This window comes from Pseudomonas extremorientalis, from assembly GCF_024584605.1.
Classification (GTDB): Bacteria; Pseudomonadota; Gammaproteobacteria; order Pseudomonadales; family Pseudomonadaceae; genus Aquipseudomonas; species Aquipseudomonas extremorientalis.
This window is the reverse complement of sequence record NZ_CP089519.1, coordinates 6139412-6154965: the sequence shown is the minus strand read 5'-3', so window position 1 is coordinate 6154965 and position 15554 is coordinate 6139412. Positions and strand designations below refer to the sequence as shown.

18 protein-coding genes are annotated in these 15554 nt (G+C 62.0%); 9 read left to right on the top strand and 9 right to left on the bottom strand.

The genetic code is table 11. The features are described from left to right. Window positions 1-12: 12 nt before the first annotated feature. Both LUU92_RS28040 and LUU92_RS28035 read left to right on the top strand, forming a co-directional pair. Entirely contained in the window at window positions 13-933 is a 921-nt protein-coding gene (locus LUU92_RS28040) for a LysR substrate-binding domain-containing protein (RefSeq protein WP_058424225.1), read from the top strand. 176 nt (window positions 934-1109) lie between these two features. Continuing rightward, the gene (locus tag LUU92_RS28035) at window positions 1110-3086 is read left to right on the top strand and encodes a methyl-accepting chemotaxis protein (protein ID WP_257102934.1); all 1977 of its coding nucleotides are present in this window, start codon (window positions 1110-1112) and stop codon (window positions 3084-3086) included. 3 nt (window positions 3087-3089) lie between these two features. Here the strand turns inward: LUU92_RS28035 and LUU92_RS28030 are convergent, their stop codons facing one another. Then, the gene (locus LUU92_RS28030) at window positions 3090-4004 is read right to left on the bottom strand and encodes an ABC transporter six-transmembrane domain-containing protein (RefSeq protein WP_093120431.1); all 915 of its coding nucleotides are present in this window, start codon (window positions 4002-4004) and stop codon (window positions 3090-3092) included. Window positions 4005-4118: 114 nt separating this feature from the next. Between LUU92_RS28030 and LUU92_RS28025 the strand changes: the two genes are divergently transcribed. After that, the gene (locus LUU92_RS28025; protein ID WP_071488054.1) at window positions 4119-4703 is read left to right on the top strand and encodes a TetR/AcrR family transcriptional regulator; all 585 of its coding nucleotides are present in this window, start codon (window positions 4119-4121) and stop codon (window positions 4701-4703) included. Here LUU92_RS28025 and LUU92_RS28020 read toward each other — a convergent pair. Further along, window positions 4700-6196, bottom strand: a complete 1497-nt coding sequence (locus tag LUU92_RS28020) for a YifB family Mg chelatase-like AAA ATPase (protein WP_071488053.1) — start codon at window positions 6194-6196, stop codon at window positions 4700-4702. The two genes, LUU92_RS28025 and LUU92_RS28020, sit on opposite strands and share 4 nt — an antisense overlap. Window positions 6197-6409: 213 nt before the next feature. Beyond that, window positions 6410-6673 (bottom strand): accessory factor UbiK family protein, encoded by a 264-nt coding sequence (locus LUU92_RS28015; protein WP_071488052.1) that lies wholly within the window; start codon window positions 6671-6673, stop codon window positions 6410-6412. Window positions 6674-7095: 422 nt separating this feature from the next. On the opposite strand from LUU92_RS28015, the gene glnK reads away from it, so the two are divergent. The 4 genes from glnK to sutA all read left to right on the top strand — a co-directional run bounded on the left by glnK (window position 7096) and on the right by sutA (window position 9873). After that, window positions 7096-7434 carry a P-II family nitrogen regulator gene (gene glnK / locus LUU92_RS28010; RefSeq protein WP_002555808.1) on the top strand — a complete coding sequence of 113 codons (339 nt, stop codon included), beginning with the start codon at window positions 7096-7098 and terminating at the stop codon, window positions 7432-7434. A 34-nt stretch (window positions 7435-7468) separates the two neighbouring features. After that, a complete protein-coding gene (locus tag LUU92_RS28005) occupies window positions 7469-8806 on the top strand; it encodes an ammonium transporter (protein WP_071488051.1) in 1338 nt (445 codons plus the stop codon). A gap of 211 nt (window positions 8807-9017) precedes the next feature. Then, window positions 9018-9443: a secondary thiamine-phosphate synthase enzyme YjbQ gene (locus tag LUU92_RS28000; protein ID WP_010567185.1), complete on the top strand. Its 426-nt coding sequence runs from the start codon at window positions 9018-9020 to the stop codon at window positions 9441-9443. Window positions 9444-9546: 103 nt separating this feature from the next. Continuing rightward, the gene (gene sutA, locus LUU92_RS27995; RefSeq protein ID WP_071488050.1) at window positions 9547-9873 is read left to right on the top strand and encodes a dormancy-specific transcriptional regulator SutA; all 327 of its coding nucleotides are present in this window, start codon (window positions 9547-9549) and stop codon (window positions 9871-9873) included. Window positions 9874-10056: 183 nt separating this feature from the next. Here sutA and LUU92_RS27990 read toward each other — a convergent pair whose 3' ends face one another. Genes LUU92_RS27990 through lptM form a run of 6 tightly spaced genes read right to left on the bottom strand, consistent with a single transcriptional unit; the run spans window position 10057 to window position 14642 of the window. Next, a complete protein-coding gene (locus tag LUU92_RS27990) occupies window positions 10057-10752 on the bottom strand; it encodes an HAD family hydrolase (protein ID WP_222540635.1) in 696 nt (231 codons plus the stop codon). Next, window positions 10749-11648 carry a tyrosine recombinase XerC gene (gene xerC / locus LUU92_RS27985; protein WP_071488048.1) on the bottom strand — a complete coding sequence of 300 codons (900 nt, stop codon included), beginning with the start codon at window positions 11646-11648 and terminating at the stop codon, window positions 10749-10751. The genes LUU92_RS27990 and xerC overlap by 4 nt, the downstream gene beginning before the upstream one ends. Before the next feature lie 2 nt (window positions 11649-11650). Next, window positions 11651-12367 (bottom strand): DUF484 family protein, encoded by a 717-nt coding sequence (locus LUU92_RS27980; RefSeq protein ID WP_071488047.1) that lies wholly within the window; start codon window positions 12365-12367, stop codon window positions 11651-11653. A gap of 13 nt (window positions 12368-12380) precedes the next feature. Beyond that, entirely contained in the window at window positions 12381-13211 is an 831-nt protein-coding gene (gene dapF, locus LUU92_RS27975; protein WP_038843551.1) for a diaminopimelate epimerase, read from the bottom strand. A 3-nt stretch (window positions 13212-13214) separates the two neighbouring features. Beyond that, a complete protein-coding gene (gene lysA, locus LUU92_RS27970) occupies window positions 13215-14462 on the bottom strand; it encodes a diaminopimelate decarboxylase (RefSeq protein ID WP_092241716.1) in 1248 nt (415 codons plus the stop codon). 9 nt (window positions 14463-14471) lie between these two features. Then, a complete protein-coding gene (lptM, locus tag LUU92_RS27965; RefSeq protein ID WP_010207449.1) occupies window positions 14472-14642 on the bottom strand; it encodes an LPS translocon maturation chaperone LptM in 171 nt (56 codons plus the stop codon). Between the two features lie 238 nt (window positions 14643-14880). On the opposite strand from lptM, the gene cyaY reads away from it, so the two are divergent. Both cyaY and LUU92_RS27955 read left to right on the top strand, forming a co-directional pair. Beyond that, a complete protein-coding gene (gene cyaY, locus LUU92_RS27960) occupies window positions 14881-15213 on the top strand; it encodes an iron donor protein CyaY (RefSeq protein ID WP_092241718.1) in 333 nt (110 codons plus the stop codon). A 2-nt stretch (window positions 15214-15215) separates the two neighbouring features. Further along, window positions 15216-15434, top strand: coding sequence for a DUF1289 domain-containing protein (locus LUU92_RS27955; protein WP_071488104.1), 219 nt, complete (start codon window positions 15216-15218; stop codon window positions 15432-15434). The last annotated feature ends 120 nt before the right edge of the window (window positions 15435-15554 follow it).

Genomic DNA, 15554 nt, shown 5'->3' with positions numbered 1-15554 from the left:
AGGAATTTACCGATGTCTCGTCGCCTTGCTCCGCTGTATGCCTTGCGCGCATTCGAGGCCGCCTCTCGGCACAATTCCTTTACCCGGGCAGCGGAGGAGCTATCCATCACGCAAAGTGCGGTGAGCCGACATATCCGCACGCTGGAAGAGCATTTCGCCTGTCGCCTGTTCCAGCGCAGTGGCCGCACCTTGCAGCTCACCGAGGCGGCACGCCTGCTCTTGCCGGGCGTGCGCGAAGGTTTTGCAGCGTTGGAGCGGGCCTGCCATACCCTGAACGCCGAAGACGACATCCTGCGCATGAAGGCACCGTCGACCCTGACCATGCGCTGGCTGCTGGCGCGGCTCAGCCGCTTCCGCGCGTTGCAGCCAGGCAATGAGGTGCAACTGACCAGCGCGTGGATGAGCGTGGACGAGGTGGATTTCAACCAGGAGCCCTTCGACTGCGCGGTGCTGCTGAGCTACGGGCACTTCCCGGCGGACTGGGAGGCCAGCTACCTGTTTCCGGAGCTGCTGATCCCGGTAGGTGCGCCGAACCTGCTTGAGGACGGGCCCTGGGATGCTGCACGCCTGGCCACCGCTGAATTGCTGCACCCCACGCCCGACCGTCGCGATTGGCGCAATTGGTTGGAGCGCATGGGGTTGTCATCCCAGGTGTCGCTCAAGGGCGGGCAGGTATTCGATACCCTCGAACTGGGCATGATCGCCGCTGCGCGGGGTTACGGTGTGTCCATGGGCGACTTGCTGATGGTGGCCGAAGACGTGGCCCAGGGACGCCTGAGCCTGCCCTGGCCAACGGCGGTGGCCAGTGGCGAAAACTACTACCTGGTATGGCCGAAAACCCGCCCCGGCGGTGAGCGTTTGCGGCGCCTGGCGGAGTTTCTGCAGGCGGAAGTCAAGGCGATGGAATTGCCTCAGGTCGAACGCCTCGAGTGAGGGGCGACAGACTGTTTGTGCAATCGTTTGCGTGATACCCCTGCGGATCGCTCAAGTATTGCCTCGGCTCGCCGAAGTAGGTGTGTTGGAACCATCGTACACCAACGTTTCCCACTGGATAATTTGCCGACAACGCTATGAGATCAGGATGATCCTGGCCTCGGCCAGGAGCCGTCATGTCTCAACCTCGCGCCCGGATAGCCTCCCAGTTAGGCCTGGCATTAGCCGTGATTCTGGCTGTCGTCATCAGCGGCAGCACCGTGTTTGCCTTGCGTTCCCTCGACTCCGCCAACCTCGCTACCCGCGAGGAGCACCTGGCCAGCGAGGCACGTTTGCTCGCCGACCAACTCAACACCTTCCACAGCACCTTGCGCGAAAGTACCCAGCGTTTGAGCGGGCTGTTTGAAAAGCGCTTCGGCGCCGGCTTGAGCGTGCATGCGGACCAGCCTGTGACCGTGGCCGGTGTGCAGACGCCTAGCTTGTACCTGGGCAATCAGGTGTTGAACAACAACTTCAATGAAGTGGATGATTTCAAGCAGATGTCCGGCGGCGTGGCCACGGTATTCGTGCGCAGCGGCGAAGACTTTATCCGCATCAGCACCTCGTTGACCAAGCAGGATGGCAACCGGGCCATCGGCACGGTGCTGGATCGCCAGGGCCCGGCTTACCAGCGGGTGCTCGGCGGGCAGACCTATATCGGCCGCGCGGTGCTGTTCGACCGCTCCTACATGACCCAGTACAGCCCGGTGCGCGACAGCAGTGGGCAGGTGATTGCGGTGTTGTTCATCGGGTTCGACTACACCGATGCGCAGAATGCCCAGTTCGAGAACCTCAAGCGTTTCCGCATCGGCCAGACCGGCTCCCTCGCCTTGCTGGATGAGCAGAAGCGCTGGCTTGTACCGCCGGCGGGCGTGCAGGCGCTGGATCAAGCCGTACCCGTGATGCTGGACCTGGCCAAGACGCCGGGCACCGGGCGCTTCTGGGCAGACAAAAACGAAGATTTCTACAGCGTGTCGGTACCCTTCGAGGGCGGGCCATGGGCCGTTGTCGCGAGCATGCCCAAGGCTGAGATCCGCTCGGTGACGTGGGACGTCGGTATCCGCCTGGTCGTAGGCAGCGTGCTGGCCATGCTGCTGGCGGTCGGTGCAACGGTGTGGCTGCTGCGCAGCAAGCTGGCGCCGTTGGGCGACCTGGTGCGCCAGGCCGAAGCCTTGGGCGCGGGCGACTTGAGCGCGCGCTTGAATGTGTCCAGTCATGACGAAATCGGCCAACTGGCGCGCAGCTTCAACCAGATGGGTGAAGCGCTGTCGACCATGGTCTCGCATATCCGCAAGGCGGCTGAAGAGGTCAACAGCCGTGCGCAGGCGCTGTCCGGCTTGTCCGGTGGCGCCTATGAAGGCATGGAGCAGCAGTCCGGCGAGATCACCAGCATGGCCGGCGCGGTGGAAGAGTTCAGCGCCACCTCGCTGAACATCGCCGACAACATGGGCAGCACCGAACGCCTGGCCCAGGAAAACGCCCAACAAACCCGCATCGGGCGCAACTCGATGCAAGAGGCGTCGTCATCCCTGGAACACATCGCTGCCGCGCTCAACAGCACAGCCACGGTGATCAACACCCTGGGCCAACGCTCCCAAGAGATTGGCGGAATCGTCGGCGTGATCACCTCGATTGCCGACCAGACCAACCTGCTGGCGCTCAACGCTGCCATCGAGGCTGCCCGCGCCGGTGAGCAGGGCCGTGGGTTTGCGGTGGTCGCCGATGAAGTGCGCAACCTGGCGTCACGCACCCGTGAGGCTACCGATGAAATCTCCGGGATGATCCAGAGCATCCAGCAGGAAACCGGCAACGCCATCAGCACCATGGAACACGGCAATGTGCTGATGCAGGAAGGCCTGTCGCGCAACGCCGACGTGGCTTCGGCCCTGGCGCGGATCGACGAGCAAAGCCGCTCGGCCGGTCAGCAGTTTGCCGCGATCACCACCGCCACCCAGGAACAGAGCAGCACCGCGACCTTGCTCAGCAGCAACTTGCAGAGCATCGCGCTGGCCAATAGCGAGCAGCGGGAAGTGGTGTCGAACCTGGCGATTACCGCCAAGGAACTGGAGACCCTGGCGGCAGGCTTGCGGCATGAGGTAGATCGGTTTCGTTGAGGCCTAGCGGTCGCCCAGGCCGGGGTCCACGCGCTTGCCGATGTCCTTCAGGCGCGCCAGTTGGTCGACCATGCCGGGGGCTTCGTCCATGCTGGTGACGAAGGTCCACAGGTAAGTCATGACTGCATAGATATGGCCGGCCTTGACCGCGGGTGACTGCGCCAACTGGCTGATGGCGACCACAAACAGCAAGGCGGCCAGCGTGCCAAGAAACAGGTACGCAGCGGCCTCGCGGTCTGACAGCCAGATGCGCAGGCGCGAAAGCACCTGGTAGTGGCGCCGCAGGGTCGGTGCGCCGACCTTTTCCACCAGGCCGATTTCTTTTTCCAGCCGGTTGTTCAACCGTTCATGCAGCGCTTGGTTGCGCCGGGCAAAGCGTGGCAACAACGTGATGCACAGCACTAGCGCGCCCAGGCACGCCAGGCCTACCCAAGGCTCGATCACGATCAACATCACTGCCGCGCCGATAATCGACACCAGCGCCGTGGCGATGATCGGTACATGCTTTTCAAAGAAGTCGACGAACTCCCGAGCAAGCACCACCCGCGCCGCCGATTTCGACGTGCTGTGGTTCTGCAGGCGTTGGTTGAGGATCACCGGCACCGCCAGATCGGCGTAGATCCGCGTGAAAGTCCGCGTATCCAACGCCCGGCGCGCCGCGCCGACCACCCAGAACGCCAGGACCACGGCGGCGTAGAGCAGCGCGTTACCCGTGTCGCCGCGGATGATCGCGTCCACCGCAAACCCGGCAAACAACGGGTAGGCCAGCAGCAGCGCGTTCTCCAGCGCGACCAGCGACAGCGTGGCGGACAGCTTGCCCGGATAGGCTTTGGCAATGGCCTTGAGCGTCTGGCCGGCGGATTGCTGGCCGATTTTCTGACTTTCTTCGATCAGGATTTGCGGTGTGACGGATGACATGGGGTGCACCAAAGGAGTGATAGACGCTATTATTGAGCGACTGCTCAAGTATCCTTGAGCGATCGCTCAAAAAGCAAGCGCCGCTTATCTGCCGGTGCCTGGAAGGAATTGCCCATGTCGCGTATCGACCGTAAAGACCAGATCATCGCCGCCGCCCTGGAACTGTTTCGCAGCAAGGGTTTTGCCGATGTGTCCACCCGCGACCTGGCCGAACATGCAGGCCTGTCCCGCAGCCACGTCTATCACTACTTCAGCGACTGGAAGGAACTGCGCCGCGAAGCCTTCGTGCGATTTGCCAACGAACAGCTGGACGAAGTACGCGCGCCCCTGGCAGAAGCAGCGCCCCTGGAAGCTTTTGTGGGTTTTTTGCGCGACTGCCTGCCAAGCACCGCCGATGCGGGGTGGGCGCTGTGGCTGGATGCCTGGGACGAAGCCATGCAGGACCCGGAAATGGCCCAGGCTTACCTGGCGATCAACGCCCAATGGCAAGGCATGCTCGCCGAAGTGATCGAGCGGGGTGTGGCTGCCAACGTCTTGCGTTGTGACTCGCCACAACGCGCTGCCCGCCAGATCTTTGCCGTGGCGATGGGCTATGCCGACGACCTGATGCTCAAACCCTCCATGGAGTCGGCCGAAGCGGCCCTGGATGAAGTGATGGAAGTGGCGCGGCTGCTGCTGGACTTCCCAGAGGCGCCCTAGCCGACGGCCGCGGGCCGATATTGCAGCGCTTCCGCCAGGTGCGGTCGAGTGATGTTATCGGCGTGCTCGAGGTCGGCCAGGGTACGCGCCACTTTGAGCAGGCGATGGGCCGCGCGCAGGGATAGCGTCAACCGTTCACAGGCGGTTTCCAGCCAGCCTTCATCGGTCTTCGTCAGCTTGCAGTGCTTGCGCAGCCCTGGCAGATCAAGGAACGCATTCGCACAGCCCTGGCGTTGCCGTTGGCGATCGCGGGCCTGGGCGACCCGTGCCGATGCCTCGGCCGTGTTATCGCCCACCTGCTGGGTTGGATTCAACGCGGTGGTTTCCCGCGCCACAGTGAGGTGCAAGTCGATGCGGTCCAGCAAAGGGCCGGAGAGCTTGTTGCGATAGCGCTGAACCTGCTCCGGCGTGCAGCGACAACGCCCGTTGGGTTCGCCCATGTACCCGCAAGGGCAGGGGTTCATGGCGGCTACCAGTTGGAAGCGGGCCGGGAAGCTGACGCGATCGCGGGCGCGGGAAATGACGATGTGGCCCGATTCCAGAGGCTCGCGCAGCACCTCCAGCACCTTGCGGTCGAACTCCGGCAATTCATCGAGGAACAGTACGCCGTGATGGGCCAGGGTAATCTCCCCAGGCTGCGGTTTCGACCCGCCGCCCACCAATGCCGGACCTGATGCAGAGTGGTGCGGCTGGCGAAACGGTCGGTGTGGCCAGTGACTCAGCGGTGCCAGGCTGACGACCGACTGGATAGCCGCCACTTCCAAGGCTTCCTGCTCGCTCAACGGTGGCAACAAACCCGGCAGGCGACTGGCAAGCAGTGTCTTGCCGGTGCCGGGCGGGCCGCTGAACAGCAGGTTATGCGCGCCCGCCGCCGCGATCAGCAGTGCGCGCTTGGCGGCGAGCTGGCCCTGTACTTCGCTCAGGTCCGGGTATGGCTTGTTCAGGTACAGCAAGCCGTCGGACTTGTAGGGCTCTATGGGCTGATGCCCATTCAGGTGCGCCACGACCTGCAGCAAATGATCTACCGCAATCACCTTCAACCCCGAGGCCAGGCACGCCTCCTCGGCATTCGCCCGCGGCACTATCACGGTGCGCCCGGCCTTGCGTGCCGCCAACGCGGCCGGCAGCACGCCTTTCACTGCTCGCACTTCGCCGGACAGCGCCAACTCGCCGAGGCATTCCACCTCATCGAGCATCAGCGCCGGCACTTGAACGCTGGCCGCCAGGATGCCCAGCGCTATCGCCAGGTCAAAGCGCCCGCCGTCCTTGGGCAGGTCGGCGGGTGCCAGGTTGAGGGTGATGCGCCGGGCAGGGTATTGCAGGGCAGAGTTGAGAATGGCGCTGCGCACCCGGTCCTTGCTTTCCTTGACGGCGGTTTCCGGCAAACCCACCAGGGTGAGGGATGGCAAACCGTTGGCCATGTGCACTTCGACGGTGACGGCAGGGGCTTCGACGCCGATCTGGGCGCGGCTGTGGACGATGGCGAGGGACATGCTCGTTCCTTGAAAAGAGGGCCGCTTCCTGCGGTTTTTCAAGGGTAGACGAGGTGGAGAAATGCGAGGCGAGGGAGGTTTTACAGAACGTATCCAGCGTCGTTCGCAGCGCTTTATGTGGGAGCTGGCTTGCCTGCGATAGCATCGCCTACGTGCAACTGATACACCGAGGCGTCTGCATCGCAGGCAAGCCAGCTCCCACACTGACCGCGTTTATTCAGCAGAGGGCGGCGTCAGTCGTGCTTCCAGCTCCGCCACCTTCGCCTCCAGGCTCTCCAGCCGCGCACGTGTGCGGGCCAGCACCACCATCTGGCTATCAAACTCTTCCCGGCTCACCAGGTCGAGTTTGCTGAAGCCGCTTTGCAGCAGCGCCTTGAACTGGCTTTCGATTTCATTGCGGGGCAGCGGGGTGTCGCCGCTGAACAGGCGAGAGGCGTGGCCGCTCAGGGCGTCGAGGAGGTCTTTGGGCGCGAGCATGGGAAATATTCCGGAATACTGTTGGCCGGCAGTGTACCACGCAGCGTCTATAGTCTTTTCCGTGGCGGCGAGCGCACGCTTTTCGCGCAGCGGGTCGGGCGGTGTCGCACTGTTTTTGTGCGCATTGCCGCCATCAAAAAGCCCCGCAGTTGGGCAAAAGTGAGCAAAGGACTGATTTCAGTGATTTTTACGGAGCTGGCAAGGTTTCTGCTTAGACGATCATGACCCATGCACTGATGCAGTCGCTGTGACGAATGCAGTGCGCCGACGGATCAGGGGTACAGGTTTCGTCACCAGTGGTTCGCTGGCGTCGCAACGGCAAATGCCGAGGCGACGACGCGTTACAAAGCCAGGCACTGCGCTTAGACTTGAGACGGGTTTGTTTTCCTGGGGCAAGTCCACCAATTCGGGAGAGAGTTTTCATGAAGCTAGTCACTGCCATCATCAAGCCGTTCAAGTTGGACGATGTACGCGAGTCGTTGTCCGAGATCGGCGTGCAGGGCATTACCGTTACTGAGGTCAAAGGCTTCGGTCGGCAGAAGGGTCACACCGAGCTGTATCGCGGCGCGGAATACGTAGTCGATTTCCTGCCGAAGGTGAAGATTGATGTCGCGATTGACGACAAGGATCTTGACCGGGTTATCGAGGCGATAACCAAGGCCGCCAACACTGGCAAGATCGGTGACGGCAAGATCTTCGTGGTCAATCTGGAACAGGCTATTCGCATCCGTACCGGCGAAACCGATACCGACGCAATCTAAGCCGCCAAACCCCAACGCCCCAGGAGAAAACAATATGACTCTGCGTAAATTCGCAGGGCTCGGAGCCCTGTTGTCCATCGTAATGCCAAGCCTGGCCATGGCGGCAGACGAAGTGGCGGCTCCAGTCCTCAATTCCGGTGACACAGCGTGGATGCTCACATCCACCGCGCTGGTGCTGTTCATGACCATTCCAGGCCTGGCGCTGTTCTACGGCGGCATGGTGCGCTCCAAAAACATTCTTTCCGTGATGATGCAATGCTTCGCCATCACTGGCCTGATCAGCGTGTTGTGGGTCATCTACGGCTACAGCATCGCGTTCGACACGACCGGTATGGAGCAGGGCGTCGTCAACTTCAACTCCTTCTTCGGCGGCATGGGCAAGGCGTTCCTGGCGGGCGTAACCCCGGCCAGCATCACCGGGCCTGCGGCGTTGTTCCCGGAAGCGGTGTTCATCACCTTCCAGATGACCTTCGCCATCATTACCCCGGCGCTGATCGTCGGTGCGTTCGCCGAGCGTATGAAGTTCTCCGCGATGCTGATCTTCATGGCCATCTGGTTCACCCTCGTCTATGCGCCAATCGCACACATGGTCTGGAGCGGTAATGGTGGCTTGCTGTGGGACTGGGGCGTGCTGGACTTCGCCGGTGGCACAGTGGTGCATATCAACGCCGGTGTAGCTGGCCTGGTGGCGTGCATCGTGCTCGGCAAGCGTAAAGGCTTCCCGACCACCCCGATGGCACCGCACAACCTCGGTTACACCCTGATCGGCGCGGCCATGCTGTGGATCGGCTGGTTCGGCTTCAACGCCGGCTCGGCCGCTGCGGCCAACGGCACTGCCGGCATGGCGATGCTGGTCACCCAGATCGCTACCGCTGCTGCGGCGCTGGGCTGGATGTTCGCCGAGTGGATCACCCACGGTAAGCCAAGCGCACTGGGCATCGCCTCGGGTGTGGTGGCTGGCCTGGTAGCCATCACCCCAGCCGCTGGCACCGTCGGGCCGATGGGCGCCCTGGTGATCGGCCTGGTCGCCGGTGTGATCTGCTTCTTCTGCGCCACCAGCCTCAAGCGCAAGCTTGGCTACGACGACTCCCTGGACGCATTTGGCGTGCACGGCATCGGCGGTATCGTCGGCGCGATCCTCACCGGTGTGTTCGCAGCCCCTGCGCTGGGCGGCTTCGGCACGGTGACTGACGTGGCTGCACAGGTCTGGATCCAGGCCAAAGGGGTCGGCTTCACGGTGATCTACACCGCTATCGTGACCTTCATCATCCTCAAGGTGCTGGACATGGTCATGGGCCTGCGGGTGACCGAAGAGGAAGAGGCGGTCGGCCTCGACCTGGCGCAACACAACGAGCGCGGCTACAACCTGTAAGTACGCGAAAAAAAGATGCCCGGCTTGCCGGGCATTTTTTTGTCTGTTGTTTGTCAGTCATAACGAGCTGTACCGGTTTTTATCGAGTGTTTGTGATGGGATGCACACGGCACTTTTCCGCATGCCAATGTCTTACAGGCATGTAGGCGTATTCGGCACTTTGTTTTTTCCCTGAGCGCGCTAGAATGCGCGCCGATGGGCGGAGAACTGTATGTGGCAACAGACCCTGATTACCCTGCGGGCCAAGCCCCGGGGCTTTCACCTGGTAACCGATGAGTTGCTGGCCGGCTTGCCTGAATTGAAGGCCTGTCGCGTGGGCTTGTTGCATCTGTGGCTGCAGCACACCTCGGCCTCGTTGACCGTCAACGAGAATGCCGACCCGGCGGTACGCCGTGACTTCGAACGTTATTTCAATTCGCTGGTGCCGCAAGGCCTCGCAGGGTTCGAACACAACGACGAAGGTCCGGACGACCTGCCGGCGCACTTCAAGGCCAGTCTCCTGGGCTGCCAGCTGAGTTTGCCGGTGAAGGCCGGCCGCTTGGCGATGGGGACCTGGCAAGGTGTTTATCTGGGCGAGCACCGTGATCATGGCGGTGCTCGTAAAGTCCTCGCCACCTTGCACGGTGATGGGGCATAAGCCACTGGTTAACCAGTGGATGTTGATTTTTTTCCGGCAGCCGTCGACAGAGGGTGAAGCTGGGCTATAACTAATCTGCTTTTCGCAAGTCATGAGGTAGAACATGAGCGACGATGATCTGGAAAACGACGAACTCGAAGTAGGTGACGAAGACGACACCGAAGAAGGCCTTGAAGCGGCGGCGGAAGACGTTGCCGACGAGGACAGTGGCGATGATGCGCCTGTCCCGGCCGCCAAAGGCAAAGCCAAGGCAGCTGTGTCGGTAGACGAATTGCCAAGCGTTGAAGCCAAGAACAAAGAGCGTGATGCCCTGGCCCGTGCGATGGAAGAGTTCCTCGCTAAAGGCGGCAAAGTGCAGGAAGTCGAGGCCAACGTGGTGGCAGACCCACCGAAGAAGCCGGATAACAAGTACGGCAGCCGACCTATTTGAGGTCAGTCACCTGCTTGTAAGAAAAAGCCCGCCGTCGCTGCGGGTTTTTTCATGCCTGGACGTTACCGGCGATAAAAATGTGGGAGGGGGCTTGCCCCCGATAGCGGTGTATCAGCCAACGAATATATTGGCTGACCCACTGTAATCGGGGGCGAGCCCCCTCCCACATGTTGACCTACGGTGTTACTTCCAGCTGCGCAGCAGTTCCGGCAACTCTGTCAGGCTACGAATCTGCGCATCCGGTCGCTTGTCCCCCTCCCATGCCTTACCCGTCGGGTTGAACCACACCGCCCGTAGCCCCGCCTGCTGCGCCCCGGCGATGTCATCCCCCGGGTGATCGCCAACATGCACCGCCGCACCAGCGTCCACGCCACCACGTTGCAACGCTTCCTGAAACAACCGCACATCCGGCTTGGCGATGCCGATATCTTCGGCCCGCAGCGCAAAATGGAAGTAGTCCGCCAGGCCAACACGCTGCACATCGGCATTGCCGTTGGTGATCACACCCAGCAGGAAATGCTGGCGTAGCGCCTGGAGCATAGGCTCGGCTTCGGGAAACGGGGTGAGCTGGTGGCGCGCATGAATGAATGCTTCGAAGCACACATCGGCCATTTCCGTGGCCTCAGGCTGCGGATAACCAGCCTCCTCAAATGCATGCATCAACACCCGGTGACGCAGGATGCTGATGCGGTGTTTCAGCTCGGGATGGCGCTCCAGCACCTGTTGGCGAAGACTGGCGAAGTGCTCCAGCGGCAAATCGCCGACCTTGGCGGCGTTAAGCGCCAGCCATTCGCGCATCGATGCCTCGGCGCTGATGATGACAGGTACGTTGTCCCAGAGCGTGTCGTCCAGGTCGAAGGTGATCAGCTTGATACTCATGAGTCGCCGTCCTTGATGCGTTTGGCCCTTGGGTGGGCGCTGTCGTACACCGTTGCCAGGTGTTGGAAATCCAGATGGGTATAGATCTGTGTGGTCTTGATATCGGAGTGGCCCAGTAGCTCTTGCACGGCGCGCAGGTCCTGGGACGATTCCAGCAGATGGCTGGCGAAAGAGTGTCGCAGCATATGTGGGTGCAGGTTCTGCCCCAGCTCTCGCTCCCCGGCGGCCTTCACCCGCACCTGAATCGCCCTGGGTCCAAGACGCCGGCCTTGCTGGCTGACGAACACCGCATCGTCCGCCGGGTTGGTCAGCAGGCGCAGCGGCAACCACAGCTGCAATGCTTCCCGTGCCTTGCGGCCTACCGGTAGGACGCGGGTCTTGCTGCCCTTGCCGAGCACTTGCACCAGCCCGTCTGCCAGGTCCAATTGATCCAGGTTCAGGCCGGTCAGCTCAGAAAGGCGCAGGCCCGAGGAATAGAACAGTTCCAGAATCGCTTGGTCGCGATGGGCCAGGAAGTCATCCTCGACCGCACCGTCCAACAGTTGCAGGGCACGGTCAGTGTCCAGGGTCTTGGGCAGGCGCCGCTCGCCCTTGGGTGGCGACAGGCCGTTGGCCGGGTCGTGGTCGCACAGGCCTTCACGGTTCAGGTAGTGATAGAGCCCACGCACCGCCGAGAGCAGGCGCGACAGGCTGCGCGAGGATTGGCCGGCCTGGTGCAGTCGCGCGATCAGGCTGCGCAGGCCCTGGATATCCAGGGCCTTCCAGCTGCTGATCTGTTGTTTTTCGCAGTAGGCCAGGACCTTGTTCAAGTCCCGTCGGTAGGCTTCCAGGGTATGGGGCGACACCTGGCGCTCGTTGCGCAGGTGAGCGCAGTAAGCGTCCAGTTGCCGTTCCATGGCTAGCGCACCGCGCGCAGGGCGGTGGTGAAACGCGGCAAGACGCGGCCCAGTACTTCGGCGATGTAGGTCAGGAACAAGGTACCCACGGAGCTTTTGTAGTGCTGAGGATCGCGGCTGGCGATGGCCAGCACGCCATGCAGGCCTTGATGACTGAGGGCGACGACGGCAGTGGAGCCGATCTGCTTGCGCTGTTCGGCCCCGAACAGGAAGTCCAGCTCATGCTCACGCAAGGTGCCGCTGATGGTCTTGCCTTCGGACAGCAGGCCACCGATGGTGGTTTGTGCGTCGCTGCCGCTGACCCAACGACCCACCGGCATCGGGTTGTCGCTGAACAGGATCAGGCTCACGAACGGCACCTGGAAGTCCTGGCGCAGGCTGTCTTCCACGGCGATCACCGTTTCTTCCAGGCTGGTGGCGTCCATCAGGGTCAGGATCAGGCGGCGGGTTTTCTCGAACAGGCGGTCGTTGTCGCGGGCGACGTCCATCAAGTGCGAGAGCTTGTGGCGCATTTCAATGTTGCGCTCGCGCAGGATCTTCATCTGCCGCTCTACCAGCGACACGGTATCCCCGCGTTGATGGGGGATGCGCAGGGCCGGCAACAGCTCTTCGTGTTCGACGAAGAAGTCCGGATTAGCCTCAAGGTACGCCGCGACAGCAGCGGCCTCCAGGCTGTTGCTCGGGGATGCTTGTGCGGGTACTTGAGGCTTATCGGTCATTGGCTTGGCTCACTCATAGACGGACCTGTCCTTCGTATACGCGCGAGGCCGGCCCGGTCATCATCACCGGGTGGCCCGGGCCAGCCCACTCGATGGACAAGCGTCCGCCGGGCAGGTCGATCAGCAGTGGCGAATCCATCCACCCCTGGCTGATCGCGGCCACGGCAGCGGCGCACGCGCCGGTGCCGCAGGCCTGGGTTTCGCCGGCGCCGCGTTCCCATACACGCAATTGCGCGCGGGTACGGTCGATCACCTGCAGGAAGCCCACGTTGACCCGCGCCGGAAAGCGCGGGTGGTGTTCGATTTTCGGCCCCAATTCATGCACGGGGGCGTTATTGATGTCGTTGACCCGCAGCACCGCATGGGGGTTGCCCATGGACACGGCGGCGATATCGACGGTCTTGCCATCAACGTCCAGGGCGTAGCTGACAGCTTGCTCGGTGGCCTGGAACGGAATATCCGCCGGCACCAGGCGTGGCGCGCCCATGTTGACGCTGATCTGGCCATCACTGCGGATATCCAGCTCGATCACGCCGCTCTTGGTCTCGACACGGATCTGCCGCTTGGCGGTCAGGCGCTTGTCCAGCACAAAGCGTGCGAAGCAGCGCGCACCGTTGCCGCACTGTTCCACTTCGGAGCCGTCGGAGTTGAAGATCCGGTAACGGAAATCCACCTCCGGGTTGCTCGGCGCCTCGACGATCAGCAACTGGTCGAAACCAATGCCGGTGTGACGATCGCCCCACTGTTTAGCGTGCTTGGGCAGGATATGCGCGTGCTGGCTGACCAGGTCGAGGACCATGAAATCATTGCCCAGCCCGTGCATCTTGGTAAAACGCAGCAGCATGGCTTACTCCGGCAGCAGGCTTTCGCCAGCATACAACTCGGCTACCGTCTCGCGGCGACGCACTTCAAACGCTTGATCACCGTCCACCAACACCTCGGCGGTACGCCCGCGGGTGTTGTAGTTGGAACTCATGACAAACCCATAGGCACCGGCCGAATGCACGGCCAGCAGATCGCCTTCTTCCAGGGCCAGCTGACGATCCTTGGCCAGGAAGTCGCCGGTCTCGCAGATCGGGCCGACGATGTCGTAGGCGCGGGCTTCACTGGCGCGCGGCGTCACGGCGGTGACATTCATCCAGGCCTGGTACAGCGCCGGGCGGATCAGGTCGTTCATCGCCGCGTCGACGATGGCGAAGTCCTTGTGCTCGGTGTGCTTGAGGTACTCGACCTGGGTCAGCAGCACGCCCGCGTTGGCGACGATATAGCGGCCCGGCTCGAACATCAGCGTCAGGTCACGGCCTTCGATGCGCTCGCGCACGGCTTGGATATAGTCGGCAATCAGCGGCGGCTCTTCATCACGGTAACGCACGCCCACGCCACCACCGAGGTCGATGTGGTGCAGGTAGATGCCGCATTCGCCAAGACGGTCGATCAGCGCCAGCAGGCGGTCGAGGGCATCCAGGAACGGAGGCAGGCTGGTCAGTTGCGAACCGATGTGGCAGTCGACGCCCAGCACTTCCAGGTTTGGCAGTTGGGCAGCGCGGATGTACACGTCTTCGGCGTCTGCAATGGCGATGCCGAACTTGTTCTCTTTGAGACCGGTGGAAATGTACGGGTGGGTGCCGGCGTCGACGTCCGGGTTGACGCGCAGGGATATCGGCGCGCGAACGCCCATCTCGGCGGCCACGACCTGCAGGCGCTCGAGTTCGTCGGTGGATTCGATGTTGAAGCAATGCACGCCGACTTCCAGGGCGCGGCGCATGTCTTCGCGGGTCTTGCCGACGCCGGAGAACACGATCTTGTCGGCTTTGCCGCCAGCAGCCAGCACACGTTCCAGCTCGCCACGGGAGACGATGTCAAAACCAGCGCCGAGGCGCGCCAGGACATTCAGTACACCCAGGTTGGAGTTGGCCTTGACCGCGTAGCACACCAGGTGCGGTACACCGTCGAGCGCGTCGGTGAACGAGCGGTACTGGGCTTCGATATGCGCACGGGAATACACATAGGTCGGGGTGCCAAAGCGCTCGGCAATCGCGGACAACGCCACGCCTTCCGCGAACAGCTCGCCGTCCCGGTAGTTAAAAGCGTCCATGGAGTACCCTTATTCGTAGGTGTCGTGCTTATGCGCTTTGGATGGTTTTTGCGACGATTGCGCCTGTTCATTCGGGTCTTTGCTGTCATCGGGCAGGTACAGCGGGCCTTTTTGACCACAGGCACTAACGAGGCAAGCGACCGCGACGAGCGCAGCAAGGGAAGAGATCAGGCGCTTCATGGCGAAATCCTTGAATATGCATTAATTGCGCCCGAGTATACCGACCACCCGCCAGCTTGCCTATGCGCTGGAATACCCGTCCGGCGGGGGTTTGCCGACATGAAGATGAAGTGGACTACGCTGGCCGTGGATATTTCGTACCGCCAATCGTGATGGAATCGGTATCCTTTGCAATCGGCGGGGCTCGCCCGTATCGTGCGGCGCTCGAGCAAAACCAGACACTTTTGAGGTTGCCACAATGAGTTTGACCGAAGCCCGTTTTCACGACCTGGTGGATTCGACCCAGCAGGCGCTGGAAGATATTTTCGACGACAGCGGCCTGGACGTGGACCTGGAAAATTCGGCCGGTGTACTGACCGTCAAGTTTGAAAATGGCACTCAATTGATCTTCAGCCGCCAGGAACCGCTGCGTCAGTTGTGGCTGGCTGCGCGTTCCGGTGGTTTTCACTTTGATTTCAACGAAGAAGACAACAATTGGCAGTGTGACACCAGCGATGAACTGCTCAGTGAAATGCTCGCGCGCCTGGTCAAGGAACAAGCCGGCGCCGACCTGGATTTCGACGAGATTTGATGGTGACCCAGCCTGCTGCCGTCCGTCCGCCCAAGCCGCTGTTCAGTAATGTCAGCCCGGCGGTGCCGTCACCTTGTATCAGTTTGTGTCGCCTGGACGAGCAGAAAGTCTGCCTCGGCTGCTTCCGCCATGTGGAAGACATCCGTGAATGGCGCTCTGCCGACGATGCACGGCGCCGGATCATCTGCGCCGAGGCCGAGCAGCGCCGGGCCCGCGCTTGAGGCTGTCTTGTTTATTTGTGACGCTGTGGTAGTGTCCGGATACGCCTCAACTCATCGAGGCCCGTGAGAACCCCGCCTTTCCTGGCGGGGTTTTGCTTTTTTGTGCAGAAAAAAGGAGTC

Excerpts from the sequence above, each read along its gene's own strand:
- dapF (WP_038843551.1), bottom strand. The coding sequence starts at position 13,211 with ATGCTGCTGCGTTTTACCAAGATGCACGGGCTGGGCAATGATTTCATG.
- LUU92_RS27980 (WP_071488047.1), bottom strand. The coding sequence starts at position 12,367 with ATGACCGATAAGCCTCAAGTACCCGCACAAGCATCCCCGAGCAACAGC.
- cyaY (WP_092241718.1), top strand. The coding sequence starts at position 14,881 with ATGAGTTTGACCGAAGCCCGTTTTCACGACCTGGTGGATTCGACCCAG.
- glnK (WP_002555808.1), top strand. The coding sequence starts at position 7,096 with ATGAAGCTAGTCACTGCCATCATCAAGCCGTTCAAGTTGGACGATGTA.
- LUU92_RS28000 (WP_010567185.1), top strand. The coding sequence starts at position 9,018 with ATGTGGCAACAGACCCTGATTACCCTGCGGGCCAAGCCCCGGGGCTTT.
- LUU92_RS28025 (WP_071488054.1), top strand. The coding sequence starts at position 4,119 with ATGTCGCGTATCGACCGTAAAGACCAGATCATCGCCGCCGCCCTGGAA.
- LUU92_RS28040 (WP_058424225.1), top strand. The coding sequence starts at position 13 with ATGTCTCGTCGCCTTGCTCCGCTGTATGCCTTGCGCGCATTCGAGGCC.
- LUU92_RS28030 (WP_093120431.1), bottom strand. The coding sequence starts at position 4,004 with ATGTCATCCGTCACACCGCAAATCCTGATCGAAGAAAGTCAGAAAATC.
- lysA (WP_092241716.1), bottom strand. The coding sequence starts at position 14,462 with ATGGACGCTTTTAACTACCGGGACGGCGAGCTGTTCGCGGAAGGCGTG.
- LUU92_RS27990 (WP_222540635.1), bottom strand. The coding sequence starts at position 10,752 with ATGAGTATCAAGCTGATCACCTTCGACCTGGACGACACGCTCTGGGAC.
- lptM (WP_010207449.1), bottom strand. The coding sequence starts at position 14,642 with ATGAAGCGCCTGATCTCTTCCCTTGCTGCGCTCGTCGCGGTCGCTTGC.
- LUU92_RS28035 (WP_257102934.1), top strand. The coding sequence starts at position 1,110 with ATGTCTCAACCTCGCGCCCGGATAGCCTCCCAGTTAGGCCTGGCATTA.
- LUU92_RS28015 (WP_071488052.1), bottom strand. The coding sequence starts at position 6,673 with ATGCTCGCGCCCAAAGACCTCCTCGACGCCCTGAGCGGCCACGCCTCT.
- LUU92_RS28005 (WP_071488051.1), top strand. The coding sequence starts at position 7,469 with ATGACTCTGCGTAAATTCGCAGGGCTCGGAGCCCTGTTGTCCATCGTA.
- sutA (WP_071488050.1), top strand. The coding sequence starts at position 9,547 with ATGAGCGACGATGATCTGGAAAACGACGAACTCGAAGTAGGTGACGAA.
- xerC (WP_071488048.1), bottom strand. The coding sequence starts at position 11,648 with ATGGAACGGCAACTGGACGCTTACTGCGCTCACCTGCGCAACGAGCGC.
- LUU92_RS28020 (WP_071488053.1), bottom strand. The coding sequence starts at position 6,196 with ATGTCCCTCGCCATCGTCCACAGCCGCGCCCAGATCGGCGTCGAAGCC.